Origin of the sequence: Pseudomonas triticifolii (assembly GCF_014358015.1) — a bacterium.
GTDB lineage: Bacteria > Pseudomonadota > Gammaproteobacteria > Pseudomonadales > Pseudomonadaceae > Aquipseudomonas > Aquipseudomonas triticifolii.
Map to the genome: position 1 here is coordinate 38,763 of NZ_JACONV010000028.1, position 17,265 is coordinate 56,027.

Annotated in this window: 15 protein-coding genes; 10 read left to right on the forward strand and 5 right to left on the reverse strand. The window is 60.4% G+C overall.

Going from position 1 to position 17,265, the window contains the following annotated elements:
* The first annotated feature begins 39 nt into the window (after nucleotides 1-39).
* The 7 genes from H8S56_RS22645 to H8S56_RS22675 are packed head-to-tail and all read left to right on the forward strand — an operon-like array spanning nucleotide 40 to nucleotide 8,158.
* Nucleotides 40-1,797 carry a carbamoyltransferase family protein gene (locus H8S56_RS22645; protein ID WP_004883428.1) on the forward strand — a complete coding sequence of 586 codons (1,758 nt, stop codon included), beginning with the start codon at nucleotides 40-42 and terminating at the stop codon, nucleotides 1,795-1,797.
* Entirely contained in the window at nucleotides 1,781-2,911 is a 1,131-nt protein-coding gene (locus tag H8S56_RS22650) for a glycosyltransferase (RefSeq protein ID WP_187519849.1), read from the forward strand. The genes H8S56_RS22645 and H8S56_RS22650 overlap by 17 nt, the downstream gene beginning before the upstream one ends.
* Nucleotides 2,911-3,807 (forward strand): antimicrobial resistance protein Mig-14, encoded by an 897-nt coding sequence (locus tag H8S56_RS22655; protein WP_187519850.1) that lies wholly within the window; start codon nucleotides 2,911-2,913, stop codon nucleotides 3,805-3,807. Before H8S56_RS22650 ends, H8S56_RS22655 begins: the two co-directional genes overlap by 1 nt.
* Nucleotides 3,804-5,213, forward strand: a complete 1,410-nt coding sequence (locus tag H8S56_RS22660) for a PIG-L deacetylase family protein (protein WP_187519856.1) — start codon at nucleotides 3,804-3,806, stop codon at nucleotides 5,211-5,213. Before H8S56_RS22655 ends, H8S56_RS22660 begins: the two co-directional genes overlap by 4 nt.
* 30 nt (nucleotides 5,214-5,243) lie before the next feature.
* On the forward strand, nucleotides 5,244-6,200 hold the full coding sequence (locus H8S56_RS22665) for a glycosyltransferase family protein (RefSeq protein ID WP_187519851.1): 957 nt from the start codon (nucleotides 5,244-5,246) through the stop codon (nucleotides 6,198-6,200).
* A gap of 31 nt (nucleotides 6,201-6,231) precedes the next feature.
* Entirely contained in the window at nucleotides 6,232-7,005 is a 774-nt protein-coding gene (locus H8S56_RS22670) for a glycosyltransferase family 2 protein (RefSeq protein ID WP_024687368.1), read from the forward strand.
* On the forward strand, nucleotides 6,995-8,158 hold the full coding sequence (locus H8S56_RS22675; RefSeq protein ID WP_187519852.1) for an O-antigen ligase domain-containing protein: 1,164 nt from the start codon (nucleotides 6,995-6,997) through the stop codon (nucleotides 8,156-8,158). Before H8S56_RS22670 ends, H8S56_RS22675 begins: the two co-directional genes overlap by 11 nt.
* A 44-nt stretch (nucleotides 8,159-8,202) precedes the next feature.
* On the opposite strand, the gene H8S56_RS22680 is transcribed toward H8S56_RS22675, so the two are convergent.
* Nucleotides 8,203-8,841: a BUD32 family EKC/KEOPS complex subunit gene (locus H8S56_RS22680; RefSeq protein ID WP_024694879.1), complete on the reverse strand. Its 639-nt coding sequence runs from the start codon at nucleotides 8,839-8,841 to the stop codon at nucleotides 8,203-8,205.
* 116 nt (nucleotides 8,842-8,957) lie between these two features.
* Here H8S56_RS22680 and msbA point away from each other — a divergent pair, with 116 nt between their 5' ends.
* Nucleotides 8,958-10,760, forward strand: coding sequence for a lipid A export permease/ATP-binding protein MsbA (gene msbA / locus H8S56_RS22685; RefSeq protein WP_024687371.1), 1,803 nt, complete (start codon nucleotides 8,958-8,960; stop codon nucleotides 10,758-10,760).
* Nucleotides 10,761-10,945: 185 nt separating this feature from the next.
* Entirely contained in the window at nucleotides 10,946-12,367 is a 1,422-nt protein-coding gene (gene hldE, locus H8S56_RS22690) for a bifunctional D-glycero-beta-D-manno-heptose-7-phosphate kinase/D-glycero-beta-D-manno-heptose 1-phosphate adenylyltransferase HldE (protein ID WP_024687372.1), read from the forward strand.
* 38 nt (nucleotides 12,368-12,405) lie between these two features.
* On the opposite strand, the gene H8S56_RS22695 is transcribed toward hldE, so the two are convergent.
* From H8S56_RS22695 to H8S56_RS22710, 4 genes are read right to left on the reverse strand one after another with little or no spacing between them, the layout of a single operon-like run.
* The gene (locus H8S56_RS22695) at nucleotides 12,406-13,368 is read right to left on the reverse strand and encodes a hypothetical protein (protein WP_024687373.1); all 963 of its coding nucleotides are present in this window, start codon (nucleotides 13,366-13,368) and stop codon (nucleotides 12,406-12,408) included.
* A 36-nt stretch (nucleotides 13,369-13,404) separates the two neighbouring features.
* On the reverse strand, nucleotides 13,405-14,220 hold the full coding sequence (locus H8S56_RS22700) for an aldo/keto reductase (RefSeq protein WP_187519853.1): 816 nt from the start codon (nucleotides 14,218-14,220) through the stop codon (nucleotides 13,405-13,407).
* Complete coding sequence (locus H8S56_RS22705) at nucleotides 14,217-15,392, reverse strand: NAD(P)/FAD-dependent oxidoreductase (RefSeq protein WP_024687375.1); 1,176 nt, start codon at nucleotides 15,390-15,392, stop codon at nucleotides 14,217-14,219. Before H8S56_RS22705 ends, H8S56_RS22700 begins: the two co-directional genes overlap by 4 nt.
* Before the next feature lie 48 nt (nucleotides 15,393-15,440).
* Nucleotides 15,441-15,773 (reverse strand): SMR family transporter, encoded by a 333-nt coding sequence (locus tag H8S56_RS22710; RefSeq protein WP_024687376.1) that lies wholly within the window; start codon nucleotides 15,771-15,773, stop codon nucleotides 15,441-15,443.
* A 137-nt stretch (nucleotides 15,774-15,910) separates the two neighbouring features.
* On the opposite strand from H8S56_RS22710, the gene waaA reads away from it, so the two are divergent.
* Nucleotides 15,911-17,191: a lipid IV(A) 3-deoxy-D-manno-octulosonic acid transferase gene (waaA, locus tag H8S56_RS22715; RefSeq protein ID WP_187519854.1), complete on the forward strand. Its 1,281-nt coding sequence runs from the start codon at nucleotides 15,911-15,913 to the stop codon at nucleotides 17,189-17,191.
* Nucleotides 17,192-17,265 lie beyond the last annotated feature (74 nt).

The window sequence follows — 17,265 nt, forward strand, 5'->3', positions numbered from 1 at the left end:
GCAACGCGCCTGCATGCAGACTAAAGAGGCTAGACCCTTGTGGCATTGACGATCCTTGGCCTGTCCGGCGCCCTTAGCCATGATCCTTCCGCAGCGCTTTACATCGACGGCAAGCTGATCGCAGCGGCCGAAGAAGAGCGCTTCGTTCGCGACAAGCATGCAAAGAACCGCATGCCCTACGAGTCGGCGAAGTTCTGTCTGGAACAGGCAGGCATCAAGCCCTCCGACGTCGACGTGGTCGCGATCCCCTTTGCCCCGATCAGTCTGTTCGGCAAGGCGCGCTGGCACTACGCCAAGCGCTACTGGTACGCGCCGGATCGCGCCCTCGATGCGCTGTTGATGGGCAACCGTCGTTACAAGCGTTATCGCAACAAGATCGTCTGGTGCCTCGAGCAACTGGGCTTCGATCCGAAAAAGATCAAGATCGAGCCGGTCGAGCACCACCTGGCCCACGCCTCCAGCGCCTACCACTGCTCCGGTTTCACCGAGAAAACCGCGATCATGGGCATCGACGGCAAGGGTGAGTACGCCACAACCTTCTTCGGCTATGGCGAGAACGGCAAGATCCACAAGATCAAGGAGTTCTTCGATCCCGATTCGCTGGGCGGCCTGTACGGCGCGATCACCGAGTTCCTCGGTTTCGAGATGCTGGACGGCGAGTTCAAGGTCATGGGCATGGCGCCGTATGGCGATGCCAGCAAATACGACTTCTCGCGTCTGGCCACCTTCGAAAACGGTGAACTGGTCATCAACACCGAGCTGGCCAACGTCATCGGCCTGCGTCGCTATAAAGAGAACGGCAAGGGCTTCTACTTCTCGCCAAAACTCATCGAGTGGCTCGGCCCCAAGCGCGTCGGCGATGTGGCGGACGAGCCCTACATCCATTACGCGGCCAGCATGCAGGCGCTGTTCGAAAAGCTCGCGCTGCAGATGATGGACCACTACCTGGGCGACATTCTCAAGGAAACCGGCAAAATCGCGTTCGCCGGTGGCTGTGCGCTGAACGTCAAGCTGAACCAGCGCATCATCGCCCGTCCCGAGGTCAAGGAACTGTTCGTCCAGCCTGCGTCCGGTGATGCCGGTACGGCGGTGGGCGCGGCAGCTTATGTGTCCCACGCGCGTGGCGTGCCGGTCGAGAAGATGGAACACGTCTACCTCGGCCCTGCGTACAGCAACGAAGACGTCATCGCAGCGTGCGCCCGTCACCCGAGCAAGCCGGTGTGGCGCCAGATCGAAAACACCCCTGAGCGGATCGCCGAGATCATGGTCAAGGGCAACCCGGTGGCCTGGTTTCAGGGCCGCATGGAGTTTGGTCCACGTGCGCTGGGCGGTCGTTCGATCATCGGTTGCCCGAGCGTGGCCGGCGTGGCTGACCGCATCAACCACCAGATCAAGTTCCGCGAGCGCTGGAGGCCTTTCTGCCCGTCGATGCTCGACACCGTCGCGCCGCAGATGATCAAAATCGATCACCCTGCGCCTTTCATGACATTCACCTTCGAAGTGGCGGAAGAGTGGAAGACCCGCGTGCCGGAAGTCGTCCATGAAGACGGCACGTCCCGTGCCCAGGTGCTCAAGCGCGAATACAACCCGCGCTACTACGACATGATGAAGGCACTGGAAAACCTGACCGGCAACGGCGTGTCGCTGAACACCTCGCTCAACCGCCGTGGCGAACCGATGATCTGCTCGCCGACCGATGCCTTGAACATGTTCTTTGGCTCCGACCTCGAGTACTTGATCATGGAAGACATTCTGGTGGTCAAAGAGGGCGTTGAGGCTTATGACACGCTCGGCTGAACGTCACGTGTTGCAGTTCTGTCACGGCTATGACGGGCCGTTTCTGGACTGCGCGCGGCAGTACGCGAGCCTGTTCGCGGGCAAGGGCTATCGGGTGACCACGGTGTTCCTGACCGGCGCTGCCGACCCTGACGTTGTCGCTGACTGCGGTTCGGACGAAGTGCTGTTCATGGAGTACAGCTCCAAGGCCATTCGTGGCCTGAAGCTGGGCGCGATTCGCGATCTGCGCAAGATTGCGGCGTCGCGCCGTTTCAGCTTCTGCATTGCGCATCGCTTCAAGCCGGTGTACATCGCGCTGTTGGCGACCCGTTTGCCGGTGATCGGCGTACATCATGCGTTTGGCGATTATCAGCGCCGAAGCCGCAGGCTGTTTGCCAACCTGTTTCGCAAGCGTCTCAGCCTGCTGGGTGTTTCGGATTCGGTACGCGACGACATGCGCAAAAGCCTGCCTGGCTGGCCGGCTGAACGTATCGAGACGCTGTATAACCGCATCGATGTCGAGCAACTGCAAGGCAGCCAGTTTTCTGCCGAGGATGCTCGCACCGAGCTGGGCCTTGCGCCTTCTGCGTGGGTCGTCGGTAACGTTGGGCGTCTGCATCCTGATAAGGATCAGGCGACCCTGCTGCGCGGTTTTGCTCTGGCACTTCCGAGCCTTCCCGAGAACAGCCAGCTGGTTGTCCTTGGCAAGGGGCGACTTGAGGACAATCTCAAGGCGCTTGCACGTGAACTGGGCATCGGCGCGCACGTGCTGTTCATGGGTCAGGTCGCGGACGCGCGGCGCTACTTCAAGGCGTTCGACGTGTTTGCGTTGAGCTCGGATCACGAACCATTCGGCATGGTGCTGCTGGAGGCCATGGTCGCAGGTGTTCCCGTGGTGGCAACTTCCTGTGGCGGTGCCCGGGAAGTGGTCGAGGACGTGGGCCTGATGTTTCCGTTGGGTGACGAGCAGCGTCTGGCTCAAGGGCTGGTGCACATGGCCGGGCTGGATGCCGATCAGCGTCAGGATTGCGCCGAGCGGATGCTCGTGCGTCTGCGCGAGCGTTTTTCCGACCATGCGGTGCGCGAGGTGTTCTGGCGTTTGCCACAGGTCACCCGTCTGGTAGCGGAGTCCTGATGCTCAACCGATTCAAAGGCTGGCGTGAACGTGGCTGGACCGAAGTCGATGCCGCTGCCTACGCGCAGGCGTGGCACCGGTTCGGCGGTAGCGTTGCGACTCATCCACAGGTCATCGAGCGGCTGTCCGGTTTTTCCGGGATCGCCGTGCGTTATCTGGGCTGGGAGCAGAACGGCGAAATCAAGGCGGCCATTGCAACCTGGGGCCGCTCGCTGGCGTTGTCCAAGGACGAGCTCAAGCGTCACGGCAAGAAAGGCCTTTTCGACCTGGGCAACGCCGAGCTGATTCTGCCGATTGCCGACGGCATCGAGGTGCCGGTACGTCATCGTGGCCGTTATCTCTCGTCATTGAACGAGGGCCGTGTCAGTACGTTCAAGCCGCAGACCGAATCCCTGGCCATGGCGCGCACGCCTGAAGAGTTGTCCAAGAAATTTCGCTACAACCAGCGCCGCGAACGGCGCCTGCTGGAAGAGGCGGGCGGCACGGTTCGACCTGTCAGCGAGTTCGGCAGCGCTGAGCTGGCGCGCATGTATTGCGAGCTGTTCCAGCGCCGCTGGGGGTTTGAGGCGACCGGTGCTGCGCATAAGGCTGAAGTGATCGAGCTGCTGCGCGACCTGTTGATCGGCTCGGTAGTGTTTCTCAACGATGCGCCGATCGCCATTCAGCTGGTGTACCGCGTTGAAGCGCCCGAGTGGGTCAGCGTCGAATACGTCAACGGTGGCGTCGATCCCCAGACCCGTGATTTCAGTCCCGGCAGCGTGCTGAGCTTCGTCAACACGCAAAACGCCTGGGAAGAGGCGCGTTCGCTGGGTAAGTCACTGCGCTTCTCGTTCGGTCGGGCCGACCGTGAGTACAAGGATCGCTGGTGCAACCCTGTACCGGTGTTCCAGATTTGAGCCGCAAGCAGGCACTGCTCAAGCGTCACCGTCGCAACAAGCGTCTGGCGCTGATGGGTGGTGTGTTGCTGGTGATCGTCATTGGCGTGACGGTGGCGTGGTGGCTGATGCCCGTTCTGGCGATTGCGGCCTGGGTTGCCCACGAAGCCTGGTTTGCCGATCACCTGTTCTACTCACCTTCGGATGACTATCAGTACACCTTCGCTGCTGAAAACGAGGTGTCGGGTGTACGTCTTGACGGTGATCGTCTGACGCTCGCCGCGCCGCTCACACTGCAAGGCGGGGAAACGCTGGTGCTGGCGTTGACCATCAGGGCAGGTTGGCTGGGGCGTTTTCTCGACCCCTTCGTTGAACTGCGCGGCGCAGATATTCTAGACAGGCAAGCCTTCGAGCGCGGCGTCAATGGCATGCGCTATCTGAACCTGACCGGGCTCGGCGTACCCTTGGCTGCAGGCACGTTGAGCCTACGGGGGCGTTTTTGCCGTGTGGTCGGACAGCCGCGCCTGTGGGTCTTTCGCCAGCCCGATGCACGCCAGCAGCGCGTGATGGTGATTGCGCCACACGCCGACGACGCCGAGCTGGCGGCCTTTGGCCTGTACAGCCAGGCTTCGGATGCCTGGATCGTGACGTTGACCGCCGGTGAGATCGAAGCCGATCACTATCGGCAGATGGGCATGAGCGGCGTCGAGGCCGCACGCATGAAAGGCCGATTACGTGCCTGGGACAGTGTCGCCGTGGCGCGCTGGGGTGGCGTGCCGGAGTCACAATGCGTGCAACTGGGTTATTTTTGCCTGCAATTGCCCGCCATGCAGGCAGCGCCGGATACACCGGTCGGGTCACGCGAGGCGGACCTGCTCGATACGCGCCTGTTCCGCCAGTTCAACCCTGTGCCGTTGCCGGGCGATGACGGCCAGCCCACCTGGAATAACCTGTTGGCCGATCTGCGCGCGCTGATTCTCAAGGCCAGGCCGCAAGTCGTGGTCATGCCGCACCCGGCCATTGACCCGCACCCGGATCACATCTGCGCTCAGGCCGCCGTGCGCGAAGCGCTGGCCGGGCTCGAATGGCAGCCCGAGGTTGTACTCGGTTACGCCAACCATTTGCACGACAATGACCGCTGGCCCATGGGCGATGCCTACACCGGCATCAGCCTGCCACCGGTTTTCGATGCACAGTTGAAACTTGAGCCTTACAGCCTTGAACTGTCTGTTCAGACGCAGCGCGACAAGGCCATGGCGCTGGGCATGATGCATGACCTGCAGCCGCCCATGCCGTTCAAGCGGCGGATGCGTCGCTGTCTGCAGCGCCTGCTGGCAGGCCGCCGCTGGCCCGCCGAAGGTGAAAATGAATTCTTCCGTAAAGCGGTGCGGCGACATGAATTGTTCTGGCGTAGTCGTGATCTCTGATTCAGCAGGCGCAGCACTGCAAGGAAAACAATGAAAGTCCTATTTCTGGTTCAGAAAGAGCAGCGTGCGATTCTGGATCGTCTGTATGACGGTATCGCCGCGCATTGCGAGTGCGATATACGTTGGCTGGATTCGGAGCAGCAACGAAACCTGCGTGGCTATTTCCGGCGCGAGGTCGACGTGACTCGCTATGACCGCATCGTCTTCTTTCTGCGTTTCAAGCAGGAAGTGCGTCAGGTGGGGTTCATCCGCACGATCCCCAATCTGGTCATCCTCGAGCACGATGCCTACCAGAACTACATTCCCTGCAAGTACACCGGCAAGTTCAGCGCGCATTACCGCAAGCTGCCCTGGGCGCGGGTGATCTGCTCCGGCTACATGGTCAGCGAGCGCCTGCGTCAGGAAGGTTTTGACGCCGTGTTCGTGCCCAAAGGCTACGACCAGGCCCTGTTGCAAGGGCAGAATCGCGAGCGTGACATCGAACTGGCCTTCGTCGGCAGTACCAACAGCGTGGCCTACAGTGGCCGCAAGGCGTTGCTGGATGAGTTGGGTCGTCAGGAAAACCTGCTGGTGACGCGCACCAAGTCCGGCGAGGAATACTGCGACACGCTGAACCGTATTCGCTTTTTCGTGAGTGCCGATGTCGGCATGGGCGAGTACATGATCAAGAACTTCGAGGCCATGGCGTGCGGATGCGTGCTGCTGGCGTTCGATCAGGGCGCTGAGGAGAACCGCGCTCTGGGGTTCGTGGACATGCACAACATCGTCCTGTATCGGGACATTCCCGAGCTTCGCGAGAAGCTGGCACGGCTGCGCGAGGACGCTGCGCTGGCCGATGAAATATCCCGCAACGCACAAGCGCTCGTCGAGCAGCGCTTCACCTTCCATGCTCTGGGCAAAGCCATCGTCGAACAGATGCAGGCGCCGTTGAGGCCCATGCCTGCGGCAACCTGGGTCGATCGTCTGCGATCACGCTGGGCGTGGTAATGTCTTTCAAAATTACAATGATTGGGAACACATGATGGTATTCAGCGAAAGCAGCGACATCACGCTGGTCGTCACCAGTTGTGGTCGATTCGATTTGTTGAAGCGTACGCTGGACACATTCGACCGTTTCAACACTGCCCCTATTCGCCATGTGTTGATTACCGAAGATTCGGGCGACGCTCAGGTCGAGCGTTGCATTCCTGAGCACTGGCGCGCCCACACCCGTTTCATCATCAACAACCCGAAGCTGGGTCAGATGCGCTCGGTCGATGCCGCCTATGCGCTGATCGAGACCCGCTGGGTGTTCCACTGCGAAGACGACTGGGATTTCTATCGTCCGCACTTCATCGAAGAGTCGATGATTTTGCTGGAAAACGATCCGCAGGCGCTGCAGGTCTGGCTGCGCAGTTTCAATCACGACCTGCAGATCCATAGCCCGTATGTGTACCTGAACGAGCGCGAAGTGGTTCAGGGCATTGCGTTCTACAAGCTGGGTTCGCACAAGGCCGAGTGGCAGGGTTTTTCCTTCAATCCCGGGCTGCGTCGTCTGGCTGACTACCAGCAACATGCGCCTTACGCAAGCCACGGTGGGGAGAAGAAACTTTCACAATTGTTTGCGTCGGAAAACCGCTACGCTCTCATTCTGGAAAATGATGCCGTGCTGCATACCGGGTTCGGTGAGCACGTGGTGGTCCCGCAGGAGCGACTGGACAAGCAACGTCGCAAGCGCCGTGATCGCATCAAGCTGATCGGTGCCGTGATCCTCGGATTGGTAACGGGTTGGTTGATCAATAATGTCTATTGACGCAAATACCGCGGTAAATCCCAGGGTGCAGATGTATTTCAATACTGCGCTCATGGTCTTTGTACTGAGTTTCATCCTGATTCCGTCAGCCAAGTGGACCAACAACCTGTTCTACGCGTTCATGGCGCTGCCGGGCCTGGTGTTTCTGATCAAGGAACGCGGCGCAGGTATTTTCGCTCACCCGCTGGGCATCGCCTGGGTGGTGTTCATGGCGACTTTTCTGCTGCCAGCGTTTTATGCGAAGGAATTTCAGTTCTACAAGCACATTGCTTACGTCACGCTGTTTGTCTTTGTCATCGCCGGGCTTACGGATAATCGCCTCTTTCAGAAGGGCGTGCTGATACGCGGCCTGTTCTGGGTGATCTGCCTTTATATCCTGACGTCCAGCGCACACAGCTGGTTGACCGGGCAGTTCGAGCTCGGCAAGCGTGTGGAAATTCTGTGGGCGCGCATGGAGAACGTCATTTACGCCAGCGCCTGGATGGTCTGCAGCCTGGCGCTGGCGCTATCGGTCTGGCTGAAGGAAAAGCGTTGGGTGGAGGCGTTCTGCGGGGTTGCACTGACCCTGATCGTGGCGGCCCTGGTGGTTCAGACTCGCACGGCGCTGGTGGGCGCAGCCTTTCTGTTCATGGTTTGTGCGCTGTACTCGCTGTTTCGTTTTCCCAGGCGCACGCTCGCCACCATGCTGGTCCTGGCTGTCGTGGCAGCTGTGGCGTACTGGGTGGTCAAGGACGAGCAGTGGGTCAAGTTGCTGATGGTGCGTGGCGATTCCTACCGCATCGAACTGTTCGAAATCATGACCGGCGAATGGCGCAATTGCGGGTGGCTGCTGGGCTGTGGGGTCGACTTCATCACCACCAAGACCCTGACGGGCGGTGTGCCGATCCAGCACCCGCACAACATTTTCGTAGCGTTGGGCTTGTATGACGGCGCGATCGCCCTGGTGCTGTTCATCATCGTAATGGCCATGACCCTCTGGCAGGCGCTGCAATTGCGCGATCCGTGGGGGCTGTACCTGGCGTGTGCGCTGTTGATGCTCAACTTCGACGGCTCGCAATTGATCGGCAACCCGGACGAGCTTTGGGTGCTGGTGCTGCTGCCCGCGGCGATGGTGTTGGGAAGGGCGGTGCAACAGCGTCGGCTTACGCACTGACAGGACGCAACGGCAGGGCCGCAATGAAGGCGGCCCTGCATCGCTCAGTGGATGGCCTGGGCCAGCTCTTCGGGGGAACACACCGTCTGGGCACTCAGGTAGCCGTTGAGGAAAGCCGGGTTGTCATCGCCCAGCAGCCATTGTCTGTCTTCGAGGTAGCGCAGCATGTGCTTGAAGTTGCGCAGCCGCAGGTTCTTGCGCAAGGGACGGCGATAGGTCTTGAGGTCGGCGATATCGATAAGGCCGAGCGCACCGTCGGGTGTGAGTACCACATTGCCCAGGTGTGCAGAACGAAAATAGACGCCTTTTTCATGCAGGTTGGCGATGAAGCGTCCCAGTTGCAGACGAAGGCTATCGTCACTGCCAGCGTGACCCAGCAACTGACGCAGGGTCAGTCCCGCCAATGGGTCGTAATGCACAGCATCGCGGGCAATCTCGGCGATCCGGTAGACCGTACGGACTTGCGGGCAGGGAATGGCGCGTTTGGCCAGGGTCACACAGTTGTCTGCAAAGCGCCGCGCGTAGGGATACCAGGCGGCGGAACTGATCAGGCGCTTGCGCCGAAACAGTTTCAACATTGAACCGTCATTAAGGCGTAGTACTTTGTCGCCCGTGCCGTCGGCTTCAAGCACTTCGGCTCCTTGAACCAAGGCAAGGTAGTGGGCGTGGTCGAGCGCTTGCATCGATACTCCGGATTCTGCGCCCCAAGGGCTGGACGGGCCGTGTATGTTACCGCAGCAGGCTGCCCCGAAAACCGCTTGTGATACAATTCGCCCTCTTTTTAATACGACGGATTCTCATGACAACCTCCGAATCGTCCGCCACTTCCAGCGTGAAAATCTATTTTCGCCTGTTGTCCTATGTGCGTCCGTATGTGGGCATTTTTCTGCTCAGTATCCTAGGTTTCGTGATCTTTGCTTCGACTCAGCCGATGCTGGCAGGCATTTTGAAATACTTTGTCGATGGCCTGAGCAATCCCGAAGCGGTGCTGTTCCCCAATGTGCCTTATCTCCGGGATCTGCAACTGCTGCAGGCCGTGCCGATACTGATCGTATTGATCGCGGCCTGGCAGGGGTTGGGCTCGTTTCTGGGCAACTACTTTCTGGCCAAGGTGTCGCTGGGGCTGGTGCATGACCTGCGCGTCGAACTGTTCAACAAACTGCTGGTGCTGCCCAATCGCTACTTCGACACCACCAATTCGGGCCACCTGATCTCACGCATCACTTTCAACGTCACCATGGTGACCGGTGCCGCCACAGATGCCATCAAGGTCGTGATCCGTGAGGGTCTGACGGTGGTGTTTCTGTTCATCTACCTGCTGTGGATGAACTGGCAGCTCACGCTGGTCATGCTCGCCATCCTGCCGCTGATTGCGATCATGGTCGGCAGCGCGAGCAAGAAATTCCGCAAGCAGAGCAAGAAAATCCAGGTGGCGATGGGCGACGTGACGCACGTGGCCTCCGAAACCATTCAGGGTTATCGCGTGGTGCGCAGCTTCGGTGGTGAGGAATACGAGCAGGATCGTTTTGCGCGTGCCAGTACCAGCAACACCAAAAAGCAGTTGCGCATGACCAAGACCGGCGCGATCTATACGCCGATGTTGCAGTTGGTCATCTACACCGCCATGGCTGTGCTGATGTTTCTGGTGCTGTTCCTGCGTGGCGATGCGACGGCGGGCGACCTGGTGGCGTACATCACGGCAGCGGGCCTGCTGCCCAAACCAATCCGTCAGTTATCGGAAGTCAGTTCGACCATCCAGAAAGGTGTCGCCGGTGCCGAAAGCATTTTCGAACAGCTGGATGTAGAGCAGGAAGTCGACACCGGGACGATAGAGCGTGACCGTGTCTCGGGTCGTCTTGAGGTGAAGAACCTCAGCTTCTTCTATCCGCAGACCGAGCGTCAGGTTCTGAATGACATCAGTTTCTCCGCTGCGCCAGGGCAGATGATCGCCCTGGTAGGCCGTTCGGGCAGTGGCAAGTCGACCCTGGCCAACCTGATCCCACGCTTCTATACCCATGAAACCGGGCAGATCCTGCTTGATGACGTCGAGATCAACGACTATCGCCTGCGCAACCTGCGCAGGCACATCGCTCAGGTCAATCAGAACGTCACGCTGTTCAACGACACCATCGCCAACAACATCGCCTACGGTGATCTGGCCGGCGCGCCGCGTGCAGACATTGAGGCTGCCGCTGCCGATGCCTATGCCAAGGAGTTCATCGATCAGTTGCCTCAGGGCTTTGATACCCCGGTGGGTGAAAACGGTGTGCTGCTGTCTGGTGGTCAGCGTCAGCGACTGGCGATTGCCCGTGCGCTGCTCAAAAATGCACCGGTGCTGATTCTCGATGAAGCGACCTCGGCGCTGGATACCGAGTCGGAGCGCCACATTCAGGCCGCGCTGGATCAGGTCATGAAAGGCCGCACGACGCTGGTGATCGCACACCGTCTGTCGACCATCGAGAAAGCCGACCTGATTCTGGTGATGGACGCCGGCCAGATCGTCGAGCGCGGCACGCACACCGAGCTGCTGGCGAAAAACGGCTACTACGCTCGCCTCCACGCGATGGGCCTGGACGAGCCTGCACCTGTCGGCGCTATCTGATCAGGAGTGGTTGCGTCGTGTTTGCAGCATGGCGCAATCGCGGGTGGTCGTAGCGAAACACGTAGTTTTTTCCCGATTGGAATCGCCCTTTGAGCGCGCCAGGAATCCGGTTCTGAACAGCCTGTCTGTTCAAACCCCCTGTGCTAAGATTCCGCCCCTGTCCATTTTCTAGTACGGGTTGTTCGATGAAGTTATCCATGCCGCGCTTTGATCAGGCCCCTGTCCTGGTGGTGGGCGATGTCATGCTCGACAGATACTGGCATGGTGGTACATCGCGTATTTCCCCGGAAGCGCCAGTGCCTGTCGTCAAGGTCGATCAGATCGAAGATCGCCCCGGCGGTGCTGCCAACGTGGCATTGAACATCGCTGCATTGGGGGCGCCAGCCTCGCTGGTCGGTGTGACCGGTGAAGACGAAGCGGCAGACAGCCTGAGCAATAGCCTCAAGGCCGCCGGCGTGCTGGCCCGTTTCCAGCGCATCGCCAATCAGCCGACCATCGTCAAATTGCGCGTCATGAGCCGGCACCAGCAACTGCTGCGTATCGACTTCGAAGAACCTTTCGCCACCGACGCGCAGGCCTTGAGTGCAGAAGTCGAAGGCCTGCTGGACGGCATCAAGGTGTTGGTGCTGTCCGACTACGGCAAGGGTGCGCTCAAGAACCATCAGGTGCTGATTCAGGCCGCCCGGGCGCGTGGCATCCCGGTGCTGGCCGACCCCAAAGGCAAGGACTTCGCGATCTATCGTGGTGCCAGCCTGATCACCCCTAATCTGAGCGAATTCGAAGCCATCGTCGGCCATTGTGTCGATGAGGCTGAACTGGTCGCCAAGGGCGCACAGTTGATGAGCGAGCTGGACCTGGGCGCGTTGCTGGTGACCCGTGGCGAACACGGCATGACCTTGCTGCGCCCGGATCAACAGGCGCTGCACTTGCCTGCCCGTGCGCGTGAAGTGTTCGACGTCACTGGTGCTGGCGATACGGTCATTTCCACGCTGGCTGCGGCGATTGCGGCGGGCGAGGAACTGCCGCATGCGGTCGCCCTGGCCAATCTGGCAGCAGGCATTGTGGTCGGCAAGCTCGGGACCGCTGCGATCAGCGCACCTGAGCTGCGTCGCGCCATTCAGCGCGAAGAAGGTTCCGAGCGGGGTGTTCTGGGTCTTGAGCAACTGCTGCTGGCCGTCGATGACGCGCGGGCGCACAAGGAAAAGATCGTCTTTACCAACGGTTGCTTCGACATCCTGCATGCCGGCCACGTGACTTACCTGGAGCAGGCGCGCGCGCAGGGAGATCGTCTGATCGTTGCGGTCAACGACGACGCGTCTGTCAGTCGTCTCAAAGGCCCTGGCCGTCCGATCAACAGCGTGGATCGCCGCATGGCGGTTCTGGCCGGTCTGGGTGCGGTGGACTGGGTGATCAGTTTCCCCGAAGGCACGCCGGAAAACCTGCTGACCCACATCAAGCCGGATGTACTGGTCAAGGGCGGCGATTACGGAATCGATCAGGTGGTCGGTGCCGATATCGTTCAGGCCTACGGCGGCGAAGTGAAGGTGTTGGGGCTGGTCGAGAACAGCTCGACCACGGCCATCGTCGAAAAAATTCGCGGTCAGTGATGCTGTCCGGTGTGCCCGGAGCTTTCCGGGCGCACCGCTTACTTGCTCAGACTGCCGCGCGCCAGGCTCAACAGTTCTCTGGCCTTGCTGGTGAGGCGTTTGAGCCCGGTCTTCTTCGGTGGCGGTGTCATGCCTTGCTGGCGTAGCCAGTCCTTCCAGCGAATTCTTTCCTCGCGCACTACCCAGCCGTCCTGCGCGGCAAAACTCTCTGCCAGGTACAGGCCGCGTGTGCCAGCCGGGGTCAACTTGTCGCGTTTGAGGGTGTAAAGCTCAGGCAGCGGTGAGCCGTTTTCCAGCGGCATGAGGTACAGGTCAGGTTTGCTTCGGTTCAGACGCGCGACCAGTTGATCGTTTTCCAGCATCTCGTCGACGTGGAACAGGCTGATCGGACGGGCTTCTTTTGGGATTTCCAGGCGCATGTCATAGATCAACTGCAGCGATGCGGTTGGCAAGTGCACGTAGGCCCTCGGCCGTTCCAGCAGGGTCAGGTTGCCTGCCCGCACCGGTCTTGCTGCGCCGGAAAGCGGGCTCAGGGTGAAGGGCATGGCTTCACGGTAATGCAGTGCCGCCGCATAAGGCGCGGGCAGCCAGGTGTCCTTGAACATTCCGCTCAGCCAGCCTTGTGGCGTTTCGATCAGGCATTCTTCGGCCACTTCCTGGATGGCGGTGTGCAGCGGCAGCGTCAGCTCATGGGCCGGAACGTAGCCGGAAATCAGCTTGAGCACCACGTCGCCGCGGTCCTGACGACGTTGACGCACCAGCACCCAGTAATCTCGATTCTGCCAACTGATGGTCAGGCGAATGGACACACCCAGGTTGGCCAGTTCGGTGTCAAAGCGTTCGGTGTCGGGCACTTCGATTTTGCGCCGACGCTGCAGGGTCTGAGTGAAGTTCATCGGCATGCCGATGCTCTGATAGCTCAGGCTTTCAGGGGTGGCTTCGACGAACAGCGGCAGGGTCTTGAAGTTGCTGGGATTCTTCCGAATCAATGTTCGCGGCATATCGGCTCCTTCTTGCGTTGGGGTCGGCCGCCTAAATCAGGCTTGACGGCAAATCACGGCAGCAGCGGTGGCAACGTTGTGCGCCAGGTGCAGGGGGTTGATGGTCCCGACAATAGCACTGGCGACGCCCGGGTGTTCAAACAGTAACTGGAAACTGGCCTGCACTGGATCCGTCCCGGGTGTCAGGCACACATGTCCGCTGGCCAAGGCTTTCTTGACCAAAATGCCTTTACCGTGGGCAGCAGCGTAGTCCAGAACCGGTTTCTCGCCCTGTTCATTGAGATTATAGGTAACCATGGCGCAGTCCCCGTCACGCAGGGCCAACAGGCCGCCTTCTACGGTCTTGCCGGAAAAACCGAAGCCACGAATCTTGCCTTCACGTTTGAGCCCGGCAAGGGTTTCGTACACCGCCGTTTCGTCGAGAATCGCCAGATCGTTGCCGTCCGAGTGGACCAGCACCAGATCCAGAAAGTCGGTTTCAAGACGTTTCAGGCTGCGCTCCACCGACAACCGGGTGTGTTCGGCGCTGAAGTCGTGGCTCGACTGTCCGTTCACGAACTCTTCACCCACCTTGCTGACAATGACCCAGTCCTGACGCTGGCCGCGCAATAGCGGGCCAAGGCGCTCTTCGCTGGTGCCGTAGGCAGGCGCGGTGTCGATCAGGTTGATGCCCATGTCCCGGGCCATCTTGAGCAACATGGCAGCCTGCTGATCGTCAGGGATCTTGAATCCGCTCGGGTACTTCACCCCTTGATCGCGCCCCAGTTTGACGGTGCCCAGGCCCAGCGGCGAAACGTTCAGGCCGGTGCTGCCGAACGGGCGATGCAGGTCGTGCAGGGTTTTCAGGCTCATGGCAGCAGTTCATCCCACACAGGTAGGGCGATGGGCGGCTTCGGCACACCTGCCAGCGGTGGTTGCGGTGTCGGGTGGATGCCTTCTTTGGAGAGGACCGACAATACGCGGTCGGCGAAGTCCGGCGCCAGCGCCAGCTTGGTCGGCCAGCCCACCATCAGGCGCTTCTGGCTGTCCAGAAACGCGTTGTCGGGGCGAACCAGACCGGACTGTGCGGGCTCTGCGCGGTCAACACGCAAGGTCGCCCATTGCGCCTGGCTCAGATCAACCCACGGCAGCAGCGCTTCGAGCTCCTTGCGGGCCACGGCAATCTGCGCGTCGGGCTCACGCGCCACGCCGTCAGCTTCGGCCAGATCGCCACCCAGGTACCAGACCCACTGGCCGTCGGCTGCAGGGTGCGTGGTGACGGTGATGCGCGGCTTGGTGCCACCGCCCAGGCAGTGGGCATACAACGGCTTGAGGGTCGGGCCCTTGACCAGCACCATATGCAACGGACGACGCTGCATCTGCGGTTGTGAGATGCCGACAGCCTGCAACAGGTCTGCATTGCCGCCACCCGCGCTGAGCACGATGCGTTGCGCGTGAATGTCCTGGCCATCAATCCGCAGGCCGATCAACTCATCGCCTTCGTACAGCGGTTCGATCTGCTGGCCGGCGAGCAGGCTGTCACCGGCCAGCTCTGCCAGGCGATTGATCAGGCTCGGTACATCGACGACCAGTTCGGCCAGCCGGTAGACCTTGCCTTTGAATTTGGGATGTTGCAGCGCGGGCGGCAGTTGCTCGCCCTTGACCTGGTCCACACGCCCGCGCACTGCCTTGCTGGCGAAGAAACTGGTCAGGTTGCCCGCGATGGTGCCCGGTGACCAGAGGTAATGGGCATCCGACAACAGGCGCACGCCGGACAGGTCCAGCTCACCCTTGCCGTCGAGGGCTTCACGCCAGCGACGCGGCATGTCGGCAATGGCTTCAGAGGCACCCGACAGCGCTCCGTGCAGCGCGTACTTGGCACCGCCGTGAATGATCCCTTGAGACTTCAGACTCTGTCCGCCACCCAGGCTTGCGCGCTCTACCAGCACTGTCGAGAACCCTTGACGACGCAATCGGGCATTGAGCCAGAGGCCGGCGATGCCCGCCCCGACAATCAGGACGTCAGTGGAAATAACAGATGGCATGGGCACCTCAGTGAGTAAAGATTGCGGCCATTATAAGGGAACGGAATTTCAATGCCCGGCGGTTTTCGAGAACAACTGAATGACCACCACACCCGCCACGATCATTCCCATTCCCAGCAGGGCCGGCACGTCCAGTTTCTGACCATAGACGAAGAATGCCGCAATACTCACCATGACGATGCCCATGCCCGACCAGATGGCGTAGGTAATACCGACCGGAATGGTGCGCATCACCAGAATCAGCATCCAGAACGCAATCGCGTAACCGCCAATGACCAGCAGCAGTGGCAGCGGGGTGCTGAAGCCTTTCACCGCTTTCATCGAGGTGGTGGCAATGACTTCGGCACAGATCGCGACGCCCAGTAGGTAGTACGGATTCATGGCATTTTCCTTGTATGAGACTGCGCATTCTAGTGATCAGCGGCGACAGGCTGGATGATTCCCACGCCTCCCGTCATCGCGTTTGCGTCTTCAGGTGCTTGTGGCATTGCGCAGGCGGGCTGATAAACTCCGCGCCCATGAATAGAACCCTCTACACCTTCCTGTTCCATCTCGGTTTGCCGCTGGTTGCCCTGCGGCTGTGGTTGCGTGCGCGCAAGGCTCCGGCTTATCGGCAACGCATCGGCGAACGCTTCGCCATGGGCCTGGCGCCGATGCAGCGCGGCGGCCTCTGGGTGCATGCGGTATCGGTGGGCGAGAGCATCGCTGCCGCACCCATGATCCGCGCCTTGCTGGCGCAGTATCCCGAACTGCCGATCACTGTGACTTGCATGACGCCTACAGGTTCGGAGCGAATCAAGGCCATGTTCGCCAACGAGCCGCGCATTCAGCATTGTTACCTGCCCTATGACCTGCCTTGGGCAGCCGGGCGTTTCCTTGATCATGTGCAGCCGCGGCTGGGTATCATCATGGAAACCGAGTTGTGGCCCAACCACATTCATCAATGCAGCAAGCGTGGCATTCCTGTGGTGCTGGCCAATGCGCGGCTGTCGGAACGCTCGGCGCGAGGCTACGGGCGGTTTGAAAAACTGACCCGGCCGATGCTCGCCGAAATGGCCTGGTTCGCCGTGCAGACCGAGGCCGAAGCCCAGCGTTTTCGTGATCTGGGCGCGCGACCTGAATGCGTCACGGTGACGGGCTCGATCAAGTTCGACCTGAGCATTGACCCGCAGTTGCTGGCGCGAGCTGCTCTGCTGCGCGAGCAGTGGCAGGCCACGCAGCGCCCGGTGTGGATTGCGGCCAGTACCCATGCCGGTGAGGATGAAAGCGTGCTGGCCGCGCATCGCACGTTGTTATCGAGCCATCCCGACGCGTTGTTGATTCTGGTGCCGCGTCACCCCGAGCGTTTCGACAGCGTGCATGGGTTGTGTCAGCAGCAGGGCTTTACGACGATTCGCCGTTCAACCGCAGAGCTCGTCACGCCCGAAGTCTCGGTGCTGCTGGGCGATACCATGGGTGAGCTGCTGTTTCTGTATGCACTGGCAGACAACGCTTTTGTCGGCGGCAGCCTGGTGCCCAATGGCGGTCACAATCTGCTGGAACCTGCGGCGCTGGCCAAGCCGGTACTGAGCGGCCCGCATCTGTTCAACTTCCTCGAAATTGCCGCAATGCTGCGCAATGCCGGGGCGCTTGAAGAAGTCGCCGATTCCACCGCGCTGGCTGTCGCCGTACAGCGCCTGTTCGACCAGCCTCGTTTGGCGCAAACAATGGTTGAAGCCGGGTTGGGTGTGATGAAGGCCAATCAGGGCGCGTTGCAGCGCCTGCTGGATGGGGTCGGGCGGTTGGTCCAAAGGATGTGACGCGCAGCGTGACTGCTGCCTCTGTGCTCATCTTTCTACACACTCTTGCTGCAGCCAACGGACTGTGGGAGCGA